The sequence below is a fragment of the Micromonospora haikouensis genome (genome assembly GCF_000876225.1).
Classification (GTDB): domain Bacteria; phylum Actinomycetota; class Actinomycetes; order Mycobacteriales; family Micromonosporaceae; genus Micromonospora; species Micromonospora haikouensis.
The window spans coordinates 195,035-217,445 of the sequence record NZ_JXSX01000002.1 but is presented as its reverse complement, the minus strand read 5'-3'; the positions used below and the strand labels follow the sequence as shown (position 1 = coordinate 217,445).

At 70.3% G+C, this 22,411-nt stretch carries 10 protein-coding genes and 2 pseudogenes; 2 read left to right on the top strand and 10 right to left on the bottom strand.

Annotated elements, in window-relative coordinates; translation table 11 throughout:
- Nucleotides 1-97: 97 nt before the first annotated feature.
- A complete protein-coding gene (locus TK50_RS17535) occupies nucleotides 98-796 on the bottom strand; it encodes an HAD family hydrolase (RefSeq protein ID WP_043965106.1) in 699 nt (232 codons plus the stop codon).
- A gap of 133 nt (nucleotides 797-929) precedes the next feature.
- Nucleotides 930-1,901 (bottom strand): EamA family transporter, encoded by a 972-nt coding sequence (locus TK50_RS17530; RefSeq protein ID WP_043965105.1) that lies wholly within the window; start codon nucleotides 1,899-1,901, stop codon nucleotides 930-932.
- 76 nt (nucleotides 1,902-1,977) lie between these two features.
- Between TK50_RS17530 and TK50_RS17525 the strand changes: the two genes are divergently transcribed.
- Entirely contained in the window at nucleotides 1,978-2,523 is a 546-nt protein-coding gene (locus TK50_RS17525) for a CGNR zinc finger domain-containing protein (RefSeq protein WP_043965103.1), read from the top strand.
- 120 nt (nucleotides 2,524-2,643) lie between these two features.
- Here TK50_RS17525 and TK50_RS33735 read toward each other — a convergent pair.
- The 5 genes and pseudogenes from TK50_RS33735 to TK50_RS17495 all read right to left on the bottom strand — a co-directional run.
- A pseudogene (locus tag TK50_RS33735) lies at nucleotides 2,644-2,940 on the bottom strand (GNAT family N-acetyltransferase); the annotation flags it as partial.
- Nucleotides 2,941-3,210: 270 nt separating this feature from the next.
- Nucleotides 3,211-3,489, bottom strand: a pseudogene (locus TK50_RS17515) (GNAT family N-acetyltransferase); the annotation flags it as partial.
- A 118-nt stretch (nucleotides 3,490-3,607) separates the two neighbouring features.
- Nucleotides 3,608-3,994: a pyridoxamine 5'-phosphate oxidase family protein gene (locus TK50_RS17510; RefSeq protein WP_241774047.1), complete on the bottom strand. Its 387-nt coding sequence runs from the start codon at nucleotides 3,992-3,994 to the stop codon at nucleotides 3,608-3,610.
- A gap of 11 nt (nucleotides 3,995-4,005) precedes the next feature.
- On the bottom strand, nucleotides 4,006-4,188 hold the full coding sequence (locus TK50_RS17505) for a DUF397 domain-containing protein (protein WP_043965101.1): 183 nt from the start codon (nucleotides 4,186-4,188) through the stop codon (nucleotides 4,006-4,008).
- A 313-nt stretch (nucleotides 4,189-4,501) separates the two neighbouring features.
- The gene (locus TK50_RS17495; RefSeq protein WP_199486088.1) at nucleotides 4,502-5,911 is read right to left on the bottom strand and encodes a class II fumarate hydratase; all 1,410 of its coding nucleotides are present in this window, start codon (nucleotides 5,909-5,911) and stop codon (nucleotides 4,502-4,504) included.
- A gap of 193 nt (nucleotides 5,912-6,104) precedes the next feature.
- Between TK50_RS17495 and TK50_RS32295 the strand changes: the two genes are divergently transcribed.
- A complete protein-coding gene (locus TK50_RS32295) occupies nucleotides 6,105-8,465 on the top strand; it encodes a hypothetical protein (RefSeq protein WP_052503860.1) in 2,361 nt (786 codons plus the stop codon).
- Nucleotides 8,466-8,820: 355 nt separating this feature from the next.
- Here TK50_RS32295 and TK50_RS17485 read toward each other — a convergent pair whose 3' ends face one another.
- The 3 genes from TK50_RS17485 to TK50_RS17475 all read right to left on the bottom strand — a co-directional run bounded on the left by TK50_RS17485 (nucleotide 8,821) and on the right by TK50_RS17475 (nucleotide 22,152).
- Nucleotides 8,821-9,165, bottom strand: a complete 345-nt coding sequence (locus tag TK50_RS17485) for a hypothetical protein (protein ID WP_043965094.1) — start codon at nucleotides 9,163-9,165, stop codon at nucleotides 8,821-8,823.
- Between the two features lie 187 nt (nucleotides 9,166-9,352).
- Entirely contained in the window at nucleotides 9,353-15,169 is a 5,817-nt protein-coding gene (locus TK50_RS17480; protein ID WP_338390905.1) for an RHS repeat-associated core domain-containing protein, read from the bottom strand.
- A gap of 509 nt (nucleotides 15,170-15,678) precedes the next feature.
- On the bottom strand, nucleotides 15,679-22,152 hold the full coding sequence (locus TK50_RS17475) for a carboxypeptidase regulatory-like domain-containing protein (protein ID WP_241774046.1): 6,474 nt from the start codon (nucleotides 22,150-22,152) through the stop codon (nucleotides 15,679-15,681).
- Between the last annotated feature and the right edge of the window lie 259 nt (nucleotides 22,153-22,411).

The following is a 22,411-nucleotide window of genomic DNA, read 5'->3' as shown; positions in this document are numbered from 1 at the left end:
CCGTATTACACGGCAATCAGGCTTTCGTCGGCCCGCTGTCATCCAGCGCCGACGGGCCGGCCGGCGGGGCGGGCTCGCGGCCCGCCGGCCGGGCGGCCTACGCGCCGCTCAGTTCGACCCGGGCGTACCGGTCGAGCACGTCCGGCAGGGCGGCCAGCGTGGACACCTCCGCGTCGGCCGGCACGCCCTCCGGGCGGGGCAGCCCACCCCGGTTGAGCCACACCGCCCGCATCCCGGCCCGCAGCGGCGCGACGACGTCGTGGCTCGGCGAGTCGCCGACGTACACGATCTGACGCGGGGGCACCCCGGCGGCCTCGACCACGGCGGCGAAGAACTCGGGGGCGGGCTTCTTCGGCAGGCCGTTCTCGTGCGCGTACACCTCGAAGGTGAACTCGCCGGTGAGCCCGCAGCGTTCGGCGCGGCTGTTGCCGTTGGTGGCGTAACCCAGGGTGTAGCGCGGGCGCAGGGCGGCGAGCGCGGGCAGCGCGTCGGGGAACGGCCGGGTGAGCGCGAAGCGCCGGGCGAAGAAGAGCGCCGCGAGGTCGTCGAGGTGCGCGTCGAGGCCGGCCCGGGCCAGCGACCGGGCCAGCGCGGCCCGCCGGATCTCGTTGACCGGCGCGGCGCTCAACGCCCCGAAGACCGCACCCCAGTCCGACTCCAGGTCCGCGAGGGTGACCTCGGCCGCCGCCGGGGTCAGCCGCCGCATCTCCTCGAGTACGGCCACCAGCCCGCCGGTGACCGCCGGGCGCAGGTCGAGCAGGGTCTCGTCGGCGTCGAACACGACGTGGGTCAGCATGCCGGCAAGGGTGCCACCGAGCCGGCTCCCGGGCCACGTCGGCCCTGTTCCCCCGAGCTGGGCGCGCCGGCACGGGCCCGGCCGACCCCGACCGGGTGCCGGCTGCCGGCCCGGACGGCGCGATGGCGGATGGTCATGCCTCGGCCGCGAGGGCGGGCTCGGCGGGGCGGGCGGGCGACCGGCCGAGGGCCCGCGCCTCACGCAGTTCGTCGACGCGGACCAGGGCGACCCCGGCGACGATCAGGGCGCCGCCGAGCAGCTGCACCACGGTCGGCAGCTCGCCCAGCACCAGCCAGGCGACGAGCACCGCGAACATGACCTCGGTCAGCCCGACGAACGACGACAGCCGGGCCCCGAGGATCCGGGCCGCCGCGATCCCGGTCAGGTACGCGACGACCGCCGCGACCAGCGAGAGGCCGGCGATGGGCACCAGCCAGCTCGTGCGCTGCCCCGCGAAGGTCACCTCGCCGAAGGTGGCCCGCAGCGGCAGCGCCCCGGCGAGGCCGAGCACGAGCAGGGCCGCCGCACCGACGCCCATGCCTGCGCTGGCCATCGCCACCGACGGCAGGCCGTCGTCGAGTCGCCCGGCGATCACGAAGTAGCCGGCGAGGCCGACGGCCGCGCCCAGCCCCCAGAGCACGCCGGCCGGGTCGAGGCGACCGCCGCCGGTCACGTCCAGCACGGCGGGGAGGCCGGCGAGCGCGGCCACCGACCCGGCCACGGTCAGCCGGCGCGGGCGCTGCCCGTGGACCGCCCACATCCAGCCGACCACGAGGATGATGCCCAGGTATTCCAGCAGCAGCGCCACCCCGACCGGGAGGTAGCGCACGGCGTTGAAGAAGCACGCCTGCGCCAGGGCGACGGCGAGCAGCCCGAACGCGCCCACGGAGGCGAGGTTGCGCCGCAGCACGTCCCACCGGCCGCGCAGGGCCAGCACCGCCGGCACCGCGAGGACGGCGGCCGCGCTGCCGACCCGGGCGATCACCACGGCCTCCGCGGACCACCCGGCCTCGATCAGCGAACGGGCGAAGGTGCCCGAGGTGGCGAAGGTGACGGTCGACAGCAGCGCCAGGCCGAGACCGACGCCGGTGGGTCGTTGACGCATCGACTCTCCTCGGGACGTCATGAGTCAAGTAGCTTTATGCTCATGACGCTAGGTCGGTCGGCCGACAGGAGTCAAGTTGCTTTTCGCCCATGACACCGAGCCCGCGCTGATCGCCGCCGCCGCGCTGGTCAACACCGGGGGCAGCCACGGCGAGGCGCTGCCCGACGTGGCGGCCCTGGACGCGTTCCTCGCCACGCACGGCTGGACCGGCCGGCACGAACGCACCGAGGCGGAGCTGCGGGCCGTCCGGGACCTGCGCCTCCGGCTGCGCCGGATCTGGTACGCCGACACCGACGAGGTCGTCACCACCGTCAACGCGCTGCTGCGCGACGCCGGGGCGTTGCCACAGCTCATCCGCCACGACGACGAGCCGTACCACCTGCACGCCGTGCCCAGGGACGCGCCGCTGCCCACCCGGATGGCCGTCGAGGCCGCGATGGCCCTCGCCGACCTGGTACGCGGAGACGAGCTGAGCCGGCTGCGCGTGTGCGACCATCCGGACTGCGACAACGTGCTGGTCGACCTGTCCAAGAACCGGTCCCGCCGGTACTGCGACGCCGGGTGCGGCAACCGGGCGGCGGTCACCGCCTACCGGGCCCGCCGGGCCGCCGCCCGGTCCTGACCCGGGGCCGCGCCGCCATGTCGGCGACGTGGCGGTATCCCCGCTGGGCTGAACATCATGTCGGGCGGGTGGTGGTATCCCGACCCGCCGGATACCGCCACCTGCCCGACATGACGTCGATCAACCGGCCTCGCGCGTCGCCCACTCCGCGCGGAGCAGCTCGTACTCGACCTCGCCGTGCTCGGTGCCCTCGATCGGGTCGTCCCAGTCGAGGTGGAACGTGCGCACGTACCGCAGTCCGGCCTTCTCCATCACCCGTCGGGAGGGCGTGTTGACCGCCATCGTCTGCGCCCACACCCGGGCCAGGCCGACGGTGGCGAACGCGTACCGGAGCAGGGCACGGGACCCCTCGGTGGCCAGGCCGCGCCCCCACGCCGCCCGCCGCAGCCGGTACCCCAACTCGGCCTGCGTCCCCGGTGGTGCCGCCGCCGGTTGCGCCCCCGCCGGTTGCGCCCCAGCCGGTGGTGCAGCCGCCGGTGGTGCTGCCCCCGCTGCCGGCCTGGGCAGGGGGCCTGCATGCGGGGCATCCGCCCCGGGCACGGGCTCCGCTCTCGAGGCACCCGCCCCGGGCCACAGGCCTGCCTGCGGGGCGGCGGCCCCGGGCACGGGCTCCGCCGCCGGGGGACCTGCCTCGGGCCGCACGCCTGCCTGCGGGGCGGCGGCCCCGGGCGAGGGCTCCGCCGCCGGGGCGTCCAGGGCGAACCAGCCCAGGAATGTCCCCGTCGCCCGGTCGACGGCGGCCCACCGACCCAGGCCGGGGCACCGGTCGTACCCGGCCAGGAGGCGGGGCAGCAGCTCGCCCCGGACCACGTCGGCCGGGGTGGGCCGGCCACCGGTCAGGTAGCGCATGACCTCCGGGTCCGAGTCCAGCTCCGTCAGGGCGTCGGCATCGGCCTCCGTGAACCGGCGCAGCCGCAGCCGCCCCGTCTCCAGCAGGACCGCCCCGGACCCGTCGACCCCCGTCATCCCCGTCATCCCCTTCACGCTGAAGATCATGTCGGGCGGGTGGCGGTATCCCGACCCGTCGGATACCGCCACGTCGCCGACATGAAGTCGATCAACCAGCCGGACCGGCCGGACCGGGTCACGAGGCACTGCCGGCCATCAGCCAGCGGGTGACGGGGACCCGGATCAGGACGTTCTTCCCGGCGGGCCCGGCCGGGGCGGTGACGTCCCAGTCGTACTTGCGGCGGAACCCGTCGTCGACCCACTCGGGGAACGGCTGGCGCACGATCACGGCCGCGCCCTCGGCGACGACCGGGAACTTGCCGTCAGGCAGCGCCAGCGACACCCGGGGATCGACGACGATGTTACGGACCTTGCGGTTCCGCTCCTGTGTCCAGATCCACCACTCGTCGCCTCGGAACAGGAACCAGACCGGCGTGACGTGCGGCGAACCGTTCGGCCGCACCGTGCACAGCCAGACGATCCGCTCCTGGGCGAGGCGGTCCAGGACCTCCGGTCCGGGCACCGTGTGGCCGGTCAGCGGGGGACCGCCGCGACGAAGGCCCGCCACGCGTGCGCGTCGATGGTCAGCACCGGCCTCGAACGGTCCTTGCTGTCCCGCACCCCGACCACCCCGGGAAGATCCGTCGCCACCTCCACACACTGGTCGTTCGACCCGCTGCGGCTGCTCTTCCGCCAATGGGCACCCATCAACTCCATGACTCCGCCACTTCCCTCAACCGATCGATCGACTCCTGCGGGGGCAACGCCGCGCCGAGGGTAGCTTCCCCGGCTCGCTGGAGACGACGCAGATTCTCGGGCTCGTCGGCCACCGCGACGACCCGGGGCTGGCGGTCTCCGTAGAGGACTTCCTGGCTCGCCGTCCGATCGTCCCCGCACGCGGCGCTTCGGCCGCTCCGGCTGCGCCGGGCCTGCGCCGCGCCCCGGCCGTACGCGGTCGCCCGGCTCACGCCCCGCAGGGAGTACGCGCACGGCTGGGCACGCGGACCGGGCGTGATCCGACGGGCGAGCGTCAGGGGTGGGTCATCCGGAGCAGGTCGAGGGCCTCGTCGAGCTGCTCGGCGGTGAGCTTGCCGTTGGCCACGTGCCCCCGGGCGATCACCACGTCCCGGATCGCCATCTCCTTGGCCAGCGCCTCCTTGGCGATCGAGGCGGCCTCGTCGTACCCGAGGTGGCGGTTGAGGGGGGTGACGATCGACGGCGAGCCCTCGGCGTACGCGAGACAGACGTCGGCGTTCGCGACCAGGCCGGCCACGCAGCGGTCGGCGAGCAGGCGACTCGACGCGGCCAGCAGCTTGATGGATTCCAGCAGGTTGCGGGCCATCACCGGGAGCATGACGTTCAGCTCGAAGTCGCCCTGCGACCCGGCGAAGCCGACCGCCGCGTCGTTGCCGATCACCTGGGCGCAGACCTGCCGCACGGCCTCGGCGACCACCGGGTTCACCTTGCCCGGCATGATCGACGAGCCGGGCTGGAGGTCGGGGATGCGCAGCTCGCGCAGGCCGGCGCGGGGGCCGGAGCCCATCCACCGGATGTCGTTGGCGATCTTGTAGAGGCCGACGGCGATGGTGCGGAGCTGCCCGGACGTCTCCACCAGCGCGTCCCGTGCGCCCTGCGCCTCGAAGTGGTTGCGCGCCTCGCTCAGGGGCAGGCCGGTGGACTCGCGCAGCTTGGCGATCACGGCCGCAGCGAAGCCGAGCGGCGTGTTGATGCCGGTGCCGACGGCGGTGCCGCCCAGCGGCAGCTCGGCCAGCCGGGGCAGCGCCCCTTCCAGCCGCTCGACGCCGTAGCGGACCTGGGCGGCGTACCCGCCGAACTCCTGGCCGAGGGTGACGGGCGTGGCGTCCATCAGGTGGGTGCGGCCGGCCTTGACCACGGTCTCGAACTCGGCCGACTTGGTCTCCAGCGCACCGGCGAGGTGGGTCAGGGACGGGATCAGGTCCTCGACGATGAACTGCGTCGCCGCCAGGTGGATGGACGACGGGAAGACGTCGTTGCTGGACTGCGAGGCGTTGACGTCGTCGTTCGGGTGCACGTCCCGGCCCAGCTCCCGGCTGGCCAGGGTGGCGATGACCTCGTTCGTGTTCATGTTGGACGAGGTCCCCGAGCCGGTCTGGAACACGTCGATGGGGAACTGGTCGTCGTAGCCGCCGTCGGCCACGTGTGCGGCGGCGGTGGCGATCGCGGCGGCCACCTCCGCGTCGATCACGCCCAGCTCGCCGTTTACCTGCGCCGCCGCGCCCTTGATCTGGGCCAGGGCCTTGATCTGCGCCGGCTCGATGCCCCGGCCGGAGATCGGGAAGTTCTGCACCGCGCGCTGGGTCTGCGCCCGCCACAGCGCCTCGGCGGGCACCTCCACCTCGCCCATCGAGTCGCGTTCGATCCGGTAGCCCGCTGCCTCTGGAGTCGTCACGCATACCATCCTGCCCCGGCCGTCGCCGCCCCGCAGATGATCGCCCGCCCAGGCGGACGGGCGGGCCGAAAGTCGAAGGCGCGGAGCCAGTCACGTAATTAAGATCATGGAATCGTTGCCTTCCACGAAAGGGCCTGACGTGCAGTTCAACGGGGGTTCCACCGGCGTTCGTCCCGGACGCCCGCGGCGCACACCGCGCCGCGTGACCACCATCGGCCTCGCCGGCCTGCTCGCCGCCTCCGGCGCGCTGGCCGTGACCGCCGCGCCGGCCAGTGCCGGCGTGACCCGGTACGTCCTGCCCACCAGCGTCAGCTACACCGACGCCCGGCAGCCCGCCCTCGCCTTCCCCACCACCGCCGCCGACGTGCCCGTCGGCACGTGGCAGGCCGACGGGGTGAAGCACACCTCGCGGGCCTACTTCACCTTCGACCTCACCCCGTACCGGGGCAAGGAGATCATCACCGCCCAGGTCGTCACCGGGGAGTCGACGGTCGCCGACTGCACGAAGCCGCGCGAGCTGGAGCTGTGGCGCACCGATACCCCGGCCGCCCCGCCCACCTGGAACACCGCACCCGCCGTACGCGAGAAGGTCGGCGACGTCGGTCCCACCGCGCCCTGCCCGGCCGGCTACCTGGAGCTGGGCGTCACCGAGGTGTTCCGGCAGGCCGTCGCCGACGGCCGCGACTCGCTCACCCTGATGGCCCGGATCGCCGGCGACGACGAGGGCAACAAGCACTTCGGGCGACGGATGAAGAAGCCGGGCGTCTCGCTGGAGGCCAACGCCGCGCCCGACGTGCCGGGCAATCTGACCGTCGCGGGCCGGACCTGCGCCGACGGGCTGCTGGTCGGCACCACCACGCCGGTCCTCACCGCCGAGGTGACCGACCCGGACAAGCTGGAGCCGTCCGCCGGGGACCGGGTGCAGGCCACCTTCGCCTGGTGGCCGGTGGACCGCCCCGCCGAGCGCACCGAGTGGACCTCCTCCGCCTGGTACGCCCCGGCCACGATCCAGTACACGGTGCCCGGCGGCCTGCTGGTCGACGGTGGCACGTACGCCTTCGCGGTCCGCGCCGCCGACGAGCGCGCCGCCTCCGCCTGGTCGCCGGAGTGCCGCTTCACCGTCGACACCACCCGCCCGCCCGCGCCCACGGTGGTCTCCACCGACTACCCGTCCGACCGGAGCTTCCCCGGCCACGGCGGCCCGGGGATCGCCGGTGACTTCACCTTCACCAGCGCCGGGGCCGACGACGTCGTCGGATTCTGGTACGGCCGCTCGGGCCTCACCACCTACGTCGCCGCCGGCCCCGGCGGCACCGCCACGGTCAGCTACGCCCCCGACGAGTACGGCCCGGACTGGCTCAACGTGCAGGCCGTGGACCGAGCGGGCAACCGCTCCCCGCAGACCCGGTACGAGTTCTGGGTGCGCAACACCGCGCCGACGGTCACCGACGGCAACCCCGAGGGCTGGCTCGGGCAGCCGCGCGAGTTCACGTTCGCGCCGAACATGACGGACGTGGTCGAGTACGTGTGGTCGCTCAACGGCGGCACCGAGCGGACCGTGGCGGCGGACGCCGCCGGGGCGGCCACGGTGACCGTCACCCCGACGGCGGTCGACAACACGCTGCACGTGCGCAGCCGCACCCGCGACGGCGTGCTCTCCGGCGACGCCGGATACCCGTTCTCCGTGCGCACCGCCCCGTTCGTCACCTCGGAGGACTGGCCGTTCGACGGGACGCCGGGCGCGCCGGCCGGCACCGAGGGCAGCTTCACGTTCGCCCCGGCGATGGCCGACGTCACCGAGTACGTCTACACGTTCGGCCGCGGCGAGGAGCGGACCGTCCGGGCCGGCGCGGACGGCAGGGCGACCGTGTCGTACACGCCGGCCGACGCCGGGTACCACACGATCGAGGTGTTCAGCCGGACCAGCGCCGGGGTGGAGTCCGAGCCGATCGGCCTGGCGTTCTATCCCGCCTCGGTCGCGCCGACCGTGGCGTCCGAGGCGTACCCGCGCAACACGACCGGCGGCGGGCCGGGCGTGCCGGGCACCTTCACCTTCGCCCCGCACCCCTCGGTCACCGGCGTCACCTCGTACGTCTACCAGTTCCGCGACGAGCCGGAGCGGACCGTGGCGGCGAACGCGGACGGCACCGCCAGCGTCGAGTGGACGCCGTCGGCGTACGACAACGAGTACGGCGGCTGGGTCGAGCTGCGGGTGCGGGCGCGGACGGCCGCCGGGGTGACCACGGACGCGCAGTACTACTCGTTCCGGGTCGACCCGCAGAGCCCGCTGGTCACCTCGGACGTGTTCGGCTGGCAGGGCGGTGCCGTGGTCGGGCAGACCGGCGAGTTCGTGCTCACCGCCCAGCTGCCGGGCACCACGGAGTTCGTGTACGCGTTCGACGACGGGGCGGAGGCCACCGTCGCGGCCGGCGCGGATGGCACGGCCCGGGTGAGCTGGGCGGCGGACTCGCCGTACGGCCACAGCCTGACGGTGCGCAGCCGCACGGCGGCGGGCGTCGTCTCCGGCCCGGCGTACTACAACATCTTCATCGACCCGAGCTGACCCACGCCGTACGCCGAAGGGGCGCCGGGCTCACGCCCGGCGCCCCTTTCGCGTTGCCTACCCTGTTAACAAGCCGATCGTGGCTGCCGAATAAATCGCCAACAAAGCAAAAAGAGCGAATTCCGACCAGGAAGGAATACCTCCGATCTGACGGCCTGGAACCCATCCAGACTCACGATTAACTTCCCTTCTGCCCACGATTAAAATATCGCGTTTTCGCCGAGAAAACTCAGACCCATCATTCCAACCCACCAAACGCGGGTATGAATCCTCGGCAACCCAGAAAGCCCCGCCCCAGCTAGTCTTTTAGCACCACTGACACGCCCCGCCCCTGCTCCCAGCGCTGACTCTATATCTATCGGGCAGGGGGGAGGACACCGCTCGCTGTATACCGCTCGCCGTCGTCGCCTTGAAGGTTGGCCTGCAAGCCTTCGGCGATGCTTCCGAACTCACGGTAAGGGTCGCCGTCGAAGTTCCCCTTGATCTCAATAGCGCCCTCGAACCAAGTCAGCGAAACCAAACTGCCGTCCGTGCAGACGTGTTCGTAGATGGGCTGGCGCTCCTCATCCCAGCCGAGCCATCCACCCACCCTGAGCGCAGAGTTACTCTCCGCATAGGTCAGCCACTCGACAAGGGCGATCGGGTGCTCTTCGCTATCATAGTATTCCTCAGCTCGACTGATGTGTAGCTCGTACCCCATACTTCCTCCCCGAAATCAGCTCCCATGCCACGAGAAGCGCAGGATACAGGACAGAAGGGTTACCGACAGCCCCGGCCGGTGGCGACCCTTGGGTTGCCACCGGCCGGGGCTGCGTCGCGCCGCAAAGGAAATACGCCGATTCCGACAGGACGCTATCGACAGCGCGGACGACCGCCGACCCAACCACTCATTTAACGATTACGTATATCACGTCCACCTGACGCTTCAACCCGTAACGATAGCCGTCCACCATCGCAGCATACTGTTCATTTGAAACCGTGCCGGAAGGAATGCCGACAATCAGCTGCCTATGCCGAATGTCATCCTTATTGATGACGGCATCACCGAACGTTTTACCCTCATACCTTTCCAACTTCCGGACATCTCTCCGCAACTCCGTCTGAAGCGCTTTTCCGTTATAGAAGCCTTCATGCAAAGCCTTGGTTTTGATGCTCGTCGCAGTACCGGTCACAGGATCGAAGGCATCAATGGTTGGATTGTTGGGAGCGGGCATTCCCTTTAGCCCCATCTCGTCCATGATGCGCTTTTCGAGCTGATAACCCCGCTGCCTGAAGGGTAAATCCCACAGACCACGGCCCGCAGCAGCATCGTCGGCATACTTGGCCAGCCGTCGTGCGGTGATGAGCGCAGATCCGAGAGCGCCAATACCATGTGCGATTTTTCCGCCCGGTACCGCGTCCAGTGCAGTGAAGCCGCAGGCCAGCTCGTCGCCTTGCAAACAATCAGGCGCGTCGGAGAAGGGCACGAATCCGACGACAGCTTCGATCATCGGGTCCTTGCACAACTCTTCGGGGATGCACGCGACAGGGATGGGTGTCCTCCCAGGCGAGGGCGACGGGGTCACCCTCGGCGTGGAGGATCCGCCACCGCTGGAGCCGCCTCCGCCCGGCGCGGGTGTGGGCGACGGCGTTGCTGAGGGCGGGACATAGGAGCCGCCACCGTCGTTGATCCAGATCAGACCGGTTGGGTCGCTGGACGTCGCCGGTGAGTTGTTGGCGTAGGCGTAGCCGTGCCACTGCTGGGGATCGGTCAGGTCCTGAAGAGGATCGATGCTGACGAATCTGCCGATAGTGGGGTCGTATTCGCGGACGCCGAGGTGGGTGAGGCCGGTGGTGTCGGCGGTGCCGCCGACAAAGCCCTTGTCGTTGGGCCAGGCGGCGGTGGTGCCGCGGTCCTGACCGTAGGGCAACTGCCGGCGGACGGTCGCCTGCTGTGATATGGCGGCCACGCTGACCTGGGCGGTGCCCTGGTGGTCGCTGGACAGCCAGTTCAGTCCGGTGAGGGTGCGGGAGGCGATCGTGGCGCCCCCATGGGTGTAGTAGCGGGTGCACGCGACGGTGCCGGTGGCGGTGGTGTAGCGGAGTTCCTGGCCAGGTAGGTAGAGGGTGGAACCGGTGGGGTCGCGGCGGATCAGCCGGTTGCCGTCGGCGTCGTAGATGTACCTGGTCGTCCCAGTGGTGTCTGTGGAGGTGTCCAGGTGGCCTTCAGCGTCCCAGCTCAGGGTCTGGGCTCCCGAAGAGCTGGTGGGGCGGGTGAGAGTGTTGCCGGTCTGGTCGTAGGTGTAGGAGCCAGTGTGCGCGCCGCTGGTGGCGGTAAGGGCGTGCGGCTGCGGGCTGCCTGCGGTGGGATAGGCGTAGGTGGTGGTGGCATTCCCGGCGCTGGTGTGCTGGGTCTGGGTCAGCCGGTTGCCGATGGTGTCGAAGGTCCAGCTGTGCCAATAGGGCGCTGGGCCGCCAAGGGCGGCGACGGTCGGAGTGGTGGCGCAGTCCCCGGAGGAGGGGGTCCATGCCTGGGTGAGCCGGCGGAGATAGTCGTAGCCGAAGCACTGGGTGTCATCGACCGGGACAGGTACAACGTCCTGGGCCTTGACGATGTTGCCAGCCGCGTCGTAGGTGTATCGGACATCGGCGAGGGTGTACGGGGTGGTCGAGTCCCGGTCGGTGCGGATTCCGGTGAGCCGGCCGGTCTCCAGTTCCCGGGTGAACGCCTGTTGGACGCGTCCTCCGCTGCCGGAGTACAGGTGGTACTGGCTGGCCTGGCCGAGGGCGTTGTAGTCGGTGCCTTCGACGTAGGACAGGTTGTCCGACCCGTAGAGCGTGCCGAGGGTCGTGGGCAGGCCGAGGTCGCTGTAGCCGTACTGAAGGGTTTCGGCGGGCAAGTCGATGTTGGTGGACGGAAGACTGGTCGAGGCCAGCGAGCCGTCACGGTTCCACCCGTTGAAGAAGTTGTAGGTGCCGCCGAGCCCGGTCTCGGACGTTGGGATGATGAACTGAGTGCCTGTGGGTTGATAGCTGTCCGTATAGCCGGTGACCTTCAACTGGTACGCGGCGTTGCCAACAAAGCGGGTGCTGAAGGTGAGCTGGCCCTTGGCGAGGGTGTCGTACCCCCACTGGGCCCGCAGGGTGCCGCCGATCTGGCCTTCGTAGACCTCCCGCTTACGGTCGAGCGGGTCGAGCCGGTAGGCGAGTTTCTGACCGCGGGCGTCTTCGGTGGCGGTTATGCGGCTGGCGTTGTCGTAGGTGAACGTGGTGGTGCCCTTGTCAGGGTCGTCTGTGGTCGTCTGCCGGCCCCGGATGTCGTAGGTGTGGGTCCAGTCGTTGCCCGCCGGGTCAGCGAAGGCCACCAGTTGGCCCTTGCGGTTGTAGGTGTAGGTGGCGGTGTCCCAACTGCCGGCCGCGCCCGGGGTCGGCGTTGCGCCTTGGTACTGGCGGATCTGGACGGTGCGGCCTCGGGCGTCGGTGACGGTGGAGGTGGCGGTGCCGCCAGCCGGTGGTGTGACGTCGGTCCGGTCACCAGCGTAGTAGGTGCTGGTCCGCCAGCGCTCGGTGTCGTAGGGCTGGAAGATCGATGCGGTGGCGCGGCCGGCACCGTCGTAGACGGTCCTGGCCTGGGTGGGCACAAAGGCCTGCTCCGTCGCGGTCACCAGTGTGGTGCCCGGCGTGCCGGCGGCATGGTACGGGTCGAACGTCTTCGCCTGCCGCCCGGCGGTGTCGTAGAACGTGTCGGTAAGCAGGCGACCGCCGGACGGCGACGGAGCCTGGGTCTGCCGGGGCCGCAGCAGGCCGTCGTAGAAGGCGTAGGTGGTGACGTAGTTGCCCTGAGCGTTCAGCCGGGCGGTCGTGACGACGGTGGCGGCGTCGTTGCGGACCTGGTAGGCGAAGGTCATGTCGGCGCTGTCGGTGCCTTTCGTCCGACCCGGCAGCCACACGGAGGTGAGCCGACCCAGCCCGTCGTGGGACAGGTCAGTGCGCTTGCCGTTCGCGTCGACCGTCGCCGTCGCCGTGCCCCAAGCCGGCTCAAGCGTCGTGGCTGCCACGTGCAGCAAGGGGTTGGTCACGGTCGTCGCCGTGACCGGTCCACCGCTGGCTGGGGTGTACGCGGTCTTCGTCTCGTAGTTCATCGCGTTACGCGAGGAGACGACCCGGCCCTGCGTGTCGTACCCGGCTTGGGCGACGGTGGTGAAGGTCGGCGCGCCCGCGTTCCAGGCCGCCATCACCTCAGTACGCGTGGTCAGGCCCCGGCTGGGTGTCGCCTCGAACGCGTTACCGTCATATGAGGTCCGGGTCTCGCCGATGACGTCGCCCTCGCCCAGCGAGGTGGGGGTGACGGCATCGGCGCACTTCACCGCGTAGCTCTGCACCCGGTGGACCCGGTCCATCAACCAGACGCTGACGTTACGCGGCGTGTAGTCCGTCTTGGCGCACTGCTCATCGCCGGCGATGTTGTCGTCACCAAAGTCGTCCACGCTGACGGGCATCCCGTACGCGTCGAAGCTGGTGGTCGTCCTGGTTACCCGCTCCCCACGGCCCGCGTCCAGCATCGTGTAGCTGCGGCTCGTGCCGATCCTGGTAAACCGGGCGGTGACGGTGTCCCCGTTGACCGTCCGGGTGGCGGTCGCAGCGGACGCCCACGGATCACTGGTCCCCCGGGACACCACCGGGCCACCCGGCCCGTTGAACGTCTTGGACTCCCGGACCGTGCCGGCGTACCAGTCCTCGTCGGCGATCCCGTCGACGGTGACCGACTTGGTGCCGCCCGTCGGCGTTGCCCGGTCGCCGTTCATGCCCCGGAAGTAGCGGGTCTCGGAATAGGTCTGTTCGCCGGGGTCGCCGACGGTCACTCCGACCCGGCCGTAACCGCGAAAGTCCGACCAGGTCTTGCGCTTGCTGTCAATGATCCCGTCGTCGTCGTTGTAGTGCCACGCCGCGCCGTCGAGGTAGCTGTACGAGTAGGCGACGCGCGGGCTGCCCTGTGGTGGAACCCCGCCGGTGTTGTTGTTCTCGAAGATCGTGGTGACCACATACTTGTGGAACCAGTCCGTCACCGGGTTCTGATAGCCCTCTGGGGTCCAGATCACCGGGTAGCAGCGGCGGGTGTTCGTATGCGGCGTGGGCGTCTGTCCGGCGACGCAGTCCGGCGCCGAATAAGTGACACTCGTGGTGCCACCCGACTCGGTGCGGATCTTCGTGATCCGCATCCAGTTCATCGCCGCAGCGAAGTCCTCCGTGTCGACCCGGTTGGACAGTTGAACCGAAGTGAACTCGATGTCCGGCACGGTGGTGGTGGCACCGACCAGGCCAGCATGGGAGATCCGGTCGAGCCACAGTCCGGCGCGGGTACCGTCGCCGGGGTCGGGGAAGGTGTGAGTGAGGGTCCATCGCTCGACGTCGCGATAGCTGCTGCCGTCGCGTACCTGCGTGGTGATGGAGGCGAGCCGCTTGGTCGTCCAGAACGTCGGGGCGAAGTTGTCCGTGCAGGAGGTGCCGGTGCATTCGCTGTCCCACGGCGTGTCCGGCCAGTGGGCCTCGTCGTGCGTGGCGCAGCCGCTCAGGCACCGGTCCGCGACGGCGAAGTCGACCCGCAGCGGAGCCGGCGAGTCGAGGACCGATTCGACGCCGCTGTCTCTCCGGGTGCCGTAGTCGATCCGGTCCAGCCAGCCACCCCGGTCGTAGCTGGCGTCGTCGTCCGCGTCCCGGTTGCGGCCGTACTTGTTGCTCTCCTTGACGTACCAGTACGAGGCCGAGTTGCCGTGTAGATCCACGACGTAGTCCAGGTTCCACCGCCACGCCTGCACGCAGTCGGAGTCGGCGTACGCGGTCGCGTGACACGGTTCCCCCGGGTCGTTGCCGAACACCGGCATGGTCCACGTCGAGTTGGTCACCGGATCGCCCGATGCCCAGCCGGGCAGACGCTGGGCGCCGAACCAGTACTGTTTGCCGTCGGTGGTGGTGACCACCCAGTATTCGCCGTCGTTGTCCCCGTTGGCCGCCCCGGTCTTGCGCTCGACCCGGGACCCGTCGTCGTTACGCAGGTGCCACCGGTCTTCCGACGAGTTGTAGATCAGCTCACCGGAGTGGCCGTTGAGCGACAGCGTGGCGTTGTCGGTCTCCCAGCACTGGTCGCCGGTCTTCAGGTCATTGTTCGCCGAGCCGTCCATGTCCTCGGCGCAGGCCCGGTAGCGGCGCTCGATGTGACCCCCGGGCCAGGCCTCGAAGCCCTCACCCACCCACGACGGCTGGTTGTTCGACGCCGCGTGTCGGCCGTCGACCGACTGGGACGAATAGGCCAGTTCCACCTGCGGCGCGGGCCCGCCCGGTGCCGGGGGCACCCGCATCGGGTACGACCAGGTGAAGGCACCCGAGTTGCCGCCCGCCGACCATGTCGATGACGGCTGCAGCGGCGTGGCCGAATAGTCCCCGGCGGGCCCGGACGGGGCAGCCGTCACCGCGATCAGGCTGGTGACCGCGTTCACCGGCACGGTAGCTGTCACCGTACGGGCGGCGAGATCGTTGCGGGACGGCAGCGGCGTTCCCGTGCACTGCCTCTTCTCCGGCGTACGCAGTGCGCACGCCGGCAGTGACACCAGTCGCAACCGACTCGACCAGTCAGCCCCATACGCGGTGGCGAAGGAACGGTAGTCCACCGTGAGGTCGACCCGACCGGCACCGGCCGCTCCGTCCGCGCGGTCGATCGACAGCAACACCCCCCGTACCTGAGCACGATGTGTTGCCGCCCGGTCCAGGACCTCCAGCCGCACCCGCTGCGGATCAGTCGCAGCCGAGCGACCCGTCCCAGATGCTGGCCTGAGCTGTACCGGCGAACCGCCCGCGGGGACCGACTTGCCGGGCTGCCCAGACGTCAGGTCGACCACGGCCGTGCCCCCCGCCGGCCACACCGGTGCCGGCTTCGCACTCGCCGCCCGGGGATGCTTGGTCTGGTCGTCCAATCGACTTTTGACCGCGCTCACGGGCACCGTCGGCACCGGCTTGGCTACTGCCCTGGTGGGCTCAGCGGCCTCCGCAACTGGGGCTGGAATCCCCGTCAGGGTGGCCAGCATAACGACGGCAACACTCACTGCGACACCGGAGCGGCGCAGCGTACGACGACGGGCCCACCGCATCGGCGAGAGATCGGGGACTGCGGGCAAGCTGGACATCACCGAGGGCCTCCGGAGGGTCCGAGATTCAAGGGCTGGGCGCGGTCGAAACAGGGTCATGGCGTGAGCGGGTCGAACCTCAGCCCCAGCCCGGGGCGAAGGACAGGTTGGCGATGTGTGTATTGGATCGCGGAAGTGCCGTCGGCGTTCTCGATGCCGACGGTGGCGGCGCCGCCGCGTTCGAGGAAGGTTCCGTCGTTGTCGGTGTAGGCGAAGCTGTAGCCACCCGCCTCGTCGAGGATGGCCTGGAAGGTGATCCGGGTGAGGGGATCCTCAAAGGAGTGGACGTTGCGCCACTCGATGACGAACTGCCGGTTGGGCGCGCTGCCGCGCACAGCGGTGCGGACGCTGGCGTTGCTGTCGACGACCCAGTCGTGCCAGAGCGGGTAGAGCGCGGCGTTTGGCTCCTCGGGGCTGGCTGGCGAGGGGATCGGCCAGGCGTCGGGGGAGGGTTCGCCGGGGTCGACGAAGCTGACCACGCCGTTGCTGTCCACCCAGCCGGTGCTGTAGCTCTGCCCGTAAAGGTTCACGGGGAAGGGCAGGGCGACCGAGGTGTACGCGTCGTCCCCCGTGACCGGCAGCACGGTGGTATTGGCGGGAACGTACGCCACGGCCTGCTCGGCCAGCGTGTACCCACCGCCGGTGGGCGTGGCTGCCCGGGCGAAGTCGGCGGTCGCCTGGGTGCTTGTCCCGACCACGACCTGCCGCACGTCGGAGCCCTTGCAGGTGCCGCTGGGCACGGTGGCGATCGCCGCCCAGGATCCGGCCGGCACGGCGGTGACCTGGTAGGTGCCGTCCGCTGCGGTCGTCGCCGTCGCGCTGGCAACCGCGACGCTCGCCCCGGCGACGGGGGTGCCCTGGCAGGTGATCGTGCCGGTGACGCTGCCCAGGCCCGGCGGGTTGGGCTTGAACGTCACCCCCTGGCCACTGGCCAGCCAGTTCTCCCGGTGCAGGTACTGGAAACCGATGGACCCGTCGGCGTTCTCGATACCGACGGTGGCCTCGCCGCCCCGCTCAATCGGCTTGGTGGGATCGATGCCGCTGTAGGCCAGGGTGACGTCGCCGCCCTCGCTGAAGATCACCTCGAAGGTGGCGCGGGTGTTGGTGTCGCCGTAGGCGTGGACGTTGCGCCACTCCACGACCCACTGCCGGTTGGGAGCGGTGCCGCTGATCTTGGTGGCGATCGCCGCCTGCGTGTCGACCACCCAGTCGTCCCAGTGGACGTAGACGGCAGCGTTCGGGGAGCCCTCGGCGGCCGGCGACGGCAGGGTGCCCGGGATGGACCCGATCCAGCCGAAGTACGCCGGGTCCTTGAAACTGATCAGACCGTTGGCGCTGATCCAGGCCGAGGTGTACGACTCCCCGTAGAGCTTCACCGGGAACGGCGGGTTCTTCTGCCACACCGTCTCGTCTCCGGTCCAGCTCTCCGTCACGTCACCGGGGACGAACGCCGTCGCCCCGGTGGTGCACTTGTAGCCGAACTCGTCGCCATCGACCATCACCGACAGGTCCACGTCGGAGGTGCCGCCGGGGTGGTTGACAGTCTCCTTGGCGTACTGGCCAGCGCACCGGCTGTCGCCGGTGGCTGCGGCGACCGCGTACTCGCCCACCGGCACGGTGGTGAACTGGTAGCTGCCGTCGGCGGCGGTGATGGCGCTGCGGTTGCCCGGGTTCAGGCTGACCGTGGCGCCCGCGAGCGGCTGCCCGGTCACGGCGGTGGTGAGGACACCCTTGACGGTGCCGGTCGGTGCCGGCGTGTAGGTGATGGAGGTGTTGCCGGTGAGCGCCGCCTCCTGGAAGGAATAGAGCGCGGCCACCGTTCCCGATCCGTTCTCCAGGCCCACGGTCGCACCCGCCCCCTGCTGGACCGGGGTCGACATGGCACCGTAGTGGAACGCGATCCGCCCGTCCTCGTGGAAGATCACTTCGAAGGTCAGCCGGCCAGTGCTCGGCGGGCGGAAGTTGACGTTGCGCCACTCGACCACGTACGACCGGTTTGGGGCCGTGCCGAGGGTCTGCGTCCGCACGCTGGCCGACGCGTCCACCTCGAAGTCGTCCCAGAACGGGGCGACCACGGCGTTGGGGGCCGTCGCCGTCGGCATCGTCGGGTTGGCCCACGTGTCGGGCTCACCCGAGGCGCTGCCGAAGCTGACCAGGCCGTTCGTGTGCACCCGGCCGGTAGTGTACGACTGCCCGTGGAACTGCACCGGGAAGGGCAGCGTCACCGACGTGGCGGCGTCGTCGCCGGTCAGGGAGAGGACCGTGGACGCCGCCTGGAAGCCGGACGCGCCGGTGGCGCAGGCGTAGCCCAGGCCACCGTAGTCGGGGCCGAGTTGGAGGTTGCGGACGATGTCGGCGGAGAGCTCCACCTGGGCGCGGACCGCGACACCGCACCGACCGGCGAGCTTCGCCGACACGGTGTAGCTGTCCGCGACCAGACCGGTGAAGGCGTATGCCCCGCCAGCGCCGGTAGTGGTGCTCACGCCGGTCGGGTCGAGCGAGACCGTGGCACCCACGACGGGGGTGCCGGCCGCGTCGGTCAGCACGCCGGACAGGTTGTGCGTCTCCAGCCCACCCGCAACGTCCGGGCGGACGAAGCTGATGGCCCTGGTGCTGGCCAGCACCGGCTCACCGATCGAGTACGACAGGCCGTCCTCGCCCGCGTCCGCCTCGATACCGACGATCGCGTTCGCCCCCTTCTCCGCGGCGTTGTCGAGCTGGTCGTAGTTGGTGGTCACCGTGCCGTCCGGCGCGAGGATCGCCTCGAACGACAACCGCTGGGCGGTGTTGCCCTTGCGGTGCACGTTGCGCCACTCGACGACGAACCGCTGGCCGCTGCCGGTGCCGGTGGTCGCCGTACGCACGCTCGCGGAAGCGTCGACCACCAGGTCGTCCCAGAACGGGGCCACCACGGCGTTCGGCTCTGCCGGCGCGGGCAGCTGACCTCCCCCGGTGTACGGGTGGGAACCGCCGGGGTCGGTGAACGACAGCAGACCGTTGGTGTCCACCCACGCGCTGCGGTAGGCGCCGCCGTAGAACGGGAAGGCGAAGGGAAGTGGCACTGCGGCGACCGCGTCGTCGCCGGTCAGCGCCAGCGTGGTGGACGCGGCGCTGAAGGCGGTGGTCTGTTCGGTGCAGGTCGTGCCCAGATCGTCGCTCAGGGGCGCCAGGAAGATCTCCCGCGTCATCCCTGGACCATTGATGAGCACCTGCAGGGTCTCCCCGAGGCCGCACCTGCCGCCGAAGGTCGCGGTGAGGGTGTACGTGCCGACCGGAAGGTTCTCCAGCAGGTAACTGCCGTCGGCACCGGAGGTGGCCTGGTAGCCGCCGGGCTGGAGCTGCACGACCGCTCCGGCCTGGGGCAGGTAGTTCGGGTCCCATACCGTGCCGGAGATGCTTGCCCCACCCGCCACGGTGAACTCACCCTGTGCCAGGCCGCTGAGGCGGCTGCCGTCGACCGCGACGGCATAGACCACCCGCGTGCCGGTGGTCGCGCCGACGTTGATCGTCACGGTCGCCGTGCCGCCCGGCGCGGTGGCGTTCACTGTGCTACTGAGCCCGGTGCCGTCGACGCTGTAGTTGAACGCCGTGACGTTCGTGTCGCCACCGGCGTCGAACGTCACGGCGAGCGTTCCGCCGGAGTTCACCTCGGTCCCGTCGGGGAAGGTGACCTGGGGCGGCAGCGGCACGGCCAGCTTCGCCAGGTTGGCCGGCGTCTCGACGAAGTTGTAGAACCGCACGTCGTCGACCGCGCCCGTGAGGTAGCCGTCGGCACCGCCGTTCCACATTCGCCTGCCGATCGCCACCTCGGCGGTGGCGTTGAAGCCGCCGGTGAGGGTGGCGGTGGTGGCCTGGGCGACACCGTTGACGTAGAGCGTGAGCTTCTTCGTCGACCCGTCGTACACGCCGGCAAGGTGAGTCCACTTGCCGGCGGTGGGTGCCGCGTCGGAGAACGCGGTGTAGAGCCCGGCGTTGTCGGTGTCGGCGGCGGCCATGGTGAACCGCCAGCGTTGGTTGCTGCCGGCGTAGCCGAGGTGATAGGCGGACATGCGGGAGCCGTTCGCGCTGATCACGGTCTGCAGTCCGGTGCCCGAGATCGAGTTGACCTTCACCCAGGCCGTGACGGTGAAGCTCGTGTCCGTCCGGGCCGGGGTGGAGGCGTTGGTGTCCGGGTGCGGATAGCTGATGACGCCGGCCCTGGTCGCCGCGCTGGTTCCAGGCAGCGACAGGGCCGTGCCGACGCCGGAGCGACCCGCGACCCGGGTGGCGGACGTGCCGAGCGTCAGGGTGTTGCCGTGACCGGAGACGTCGGTGGCGGTGGTGCCGGTCTCCTCGAAGGTCCACTCACCGGCCGGGCCTGAACCGGCACGGACGCTGAAGGTGTACGTCACCGGGGAGGAGAACCGGCCCGCGTGGTCCTTCGACCACACATAGAGCGTGTTGATGCCGTCGTGTTGCGGAGCGAACGTGACCGAGGCACCGTAATCCGTCGTGCGCGCCGGCACGGTCTTCGCCGCCGTCAATACACCCGAGTCCAGGCTGTAGGCGTACTCCCTGACCTCGTGCGGCCGGACGGTCGGCGCGGCGAGGGAGAAGGTGCCGGACAGGCCGACGCCGCCGCGCGGCACCCCGTCGCTGGTGTAGTCGGTGGACGTGATGCTGGTGGGCGGCGGTGGCGCTGTGGTGTCGACGGTGAACTCACAGGTGCCGGACCACGGCCCGTAGTGCGAGCCGTCCCAGGTGCGGGCCTGCCACACGTAGCTCGCGCCGTCGGTCAGCTTGCCCGACGGAATCGCCTGCGACACCGGCGATGGATTGCCCGTCGCCTGGGAGACCTTGTTCGTCTCGTTCCGGGTGCCGCCGACCGGCCACCAGTAGAAGTAGGTGGTCAGGGACTGCTGCCCGGCATCCGGGTCGGACTGCTTGGCGGCCAGGGTCGGCGTCGCGCTCAGCACGTAGGGCCGGGAGGCACCCGTCGCGCAGTCCTTGTTGTGCGACCGGAGGTCCGACAGCGCGTTCGGGTTGGTGTTGAAGGTGATCGCCAGCTTCGGCGAGGCGTGGTTGAACCGCTTCCACTGGTCCTTGGTGCCCTCGTCGACCGCCCGCAGTCCGACCGTCAGCGTGGACCACTTGCTCGCCGCCGCCTTTGCCACCATCGAGGTCACGTTGAACTCGATGGTGCCGGTGCCGAGGCAACCGTGGGCCGAGCCGTACTTGCGGTTGCCGACACTCTGCGCGGTGTAGGAGCTGTACCAGGTGGGCTGGTTGTTCCACGTGGTGCCCGACGAGATCGCCCCGGTCATCCACAGCTTCGCGTTCGACTTCGGGCTACACGTCCAGGACCACCGCTGCTCCACCCGGAACTGGGCGCTGAGGATGTGCGTGCCCGCGACCCTGGCGGTGTTCATCCGGAACAACGACCGGATGATGTGGTCGGCGCAGCCCGAGCAGTCCTCGGTACGCCCCGCGCCCGCAGAACCGACCGTCTTGCCGTTGTAGAGCGCCGTGGAGTTCTGCCAGAAGGAGCTCGACTTGTACTTGCTCCACACCGACGTCCACGCGTTGCTCGCGATCCCGCCGGTCCACGACGGGTCGATGTAGATCGGCAGCTTGGCCCGCTGATCGGCCAGCATCCTCTTGTCGGGGATCAGCGTCATCGTGCCGCCGTCGACCCGTACGGGCATCACGGCCCGTCGGGCACCCTCAGGTAGGTCGTCCCGGCCCGCCGCAGCACCGTCAGCCCTGGCACCCGCGGCTCCGGCCTCGGCCACCGTCGGCTTGTGCGCCGGGCCGGCAGCCTGCCCCTTGCCCTTCTCCGGAGTTCCGCCCGCAGGATCCCCGGCCTCTGACGAGTCCCACATCAGGGGAGCCGGGGCGGCGAAGACGATGCCGCCCTTGTTGTCCCGGGCGGCGAGCCCCCCACCGGAGGTCGGACCGACCGTGACCCCCTTCGTCTCCACGCCGAACCGCAGCGTCGCCAGCTTAGGGTTCGCGGCGGCCGCGCGGGTCTTGACGACCAGCACCTCCGAGAAGCCGAGTGGCTGGGCTGTCACCTGGAGGTCCACGTCGGGCAGGACGCCCCGGTAGGTGGCCGTGGAGCCGTTCACGACCGGCACGGGGAGCTTTCCCGGCCAGGAGACTTCAATTCGACGGGACCCATCGTGCAGCGTGGCGAACGGACCGTCGCCCCCCTTGGCAGAGAAGACCATCGGCAGCACCGTGGCTCGGGGCGCGATACCCCCTGCGGTGGCCTTGAGCGTCGTGTCCACTGGCACCCATGACCCGCCCTTGCGCACCCGGGTGGGCTCAATGGTCTGTTCGAGCGTCTGCGAGCCGTCGACGTTGGCGAACGTCTGCGACCATTCCGTGCGCTCGGAGAGGATCTCCACCCGCCGACCACAGGTCGCCACCATTCGCCGGGCCGCGATCCCGTTCGGCTGCTCCTCGACACACGCGCCCCTGTCCGGCGCGGCTGCGACGGGGGTGGCCGGCACACCGAGGGCGGTGCCTACGACAACCGTCGCGGTCACGCCTGCCAGCCAGCGTCGGAAGATCTCTGAGCGGCCCCACGAAATGTACGCAGGCGTACGCCAACCAGCCATCGGCTAACCCCCCGTGATCACACGCCTAACGGTGCGTCACACAGTAGAGATGAGAGTTGTTCGATGTAAAGGTCGACTACAACTTGCCAACACAAGACGGACAACCGCACCGCAAACCGCCGAGTCGATCACCAGGAGTGAGTCCCACACGCGGGAGTTGGGGCGTCGGCGGGACGGTCAGCGGCGG

What these genes read in the sequence shown, in the direction of transcription:
- TK50_RS17495 (WP_199486088.1), bottom strand. Translation starts at nt 5,911, where the DNA reads ATGGTATGCGTGACGACTCCAGAGGCAGCGGGCTACCGGATCGAACGC.
- TK50_RS17505 (WP_043965101.1), bottom strand. Translation starts at nt 4,188, where the DNA reads ATGGAGTTGATGGGTGCCCATTGGCGGAAGAGCAGCCGCAGCGGGTCG.
- TK50_RS17535 (WP_043965106.1), bottom strand. Translation starts at nt 796, where the DNA reads ATGCTGACCCACGTCGTGTTCGACGCCGACGAGACCCTGCTCGACCTG.
- TK50_RS17485 (WP_043965094.1), bottom strand. Translation starts at nt 9,165, where the DNA reads ATGGGGTACGAGCTACACATCAGTCGAGCTGAGGAATACTATGATAGC.
- TK50_RS17530 (WP_043965105.1), bottom strand. Translation starts at nt 1,901, where the DNA reads ATGCGTCAACGACCCACCGGCGTCGGTCTCGGCCTGGCGCTGCTGTCG.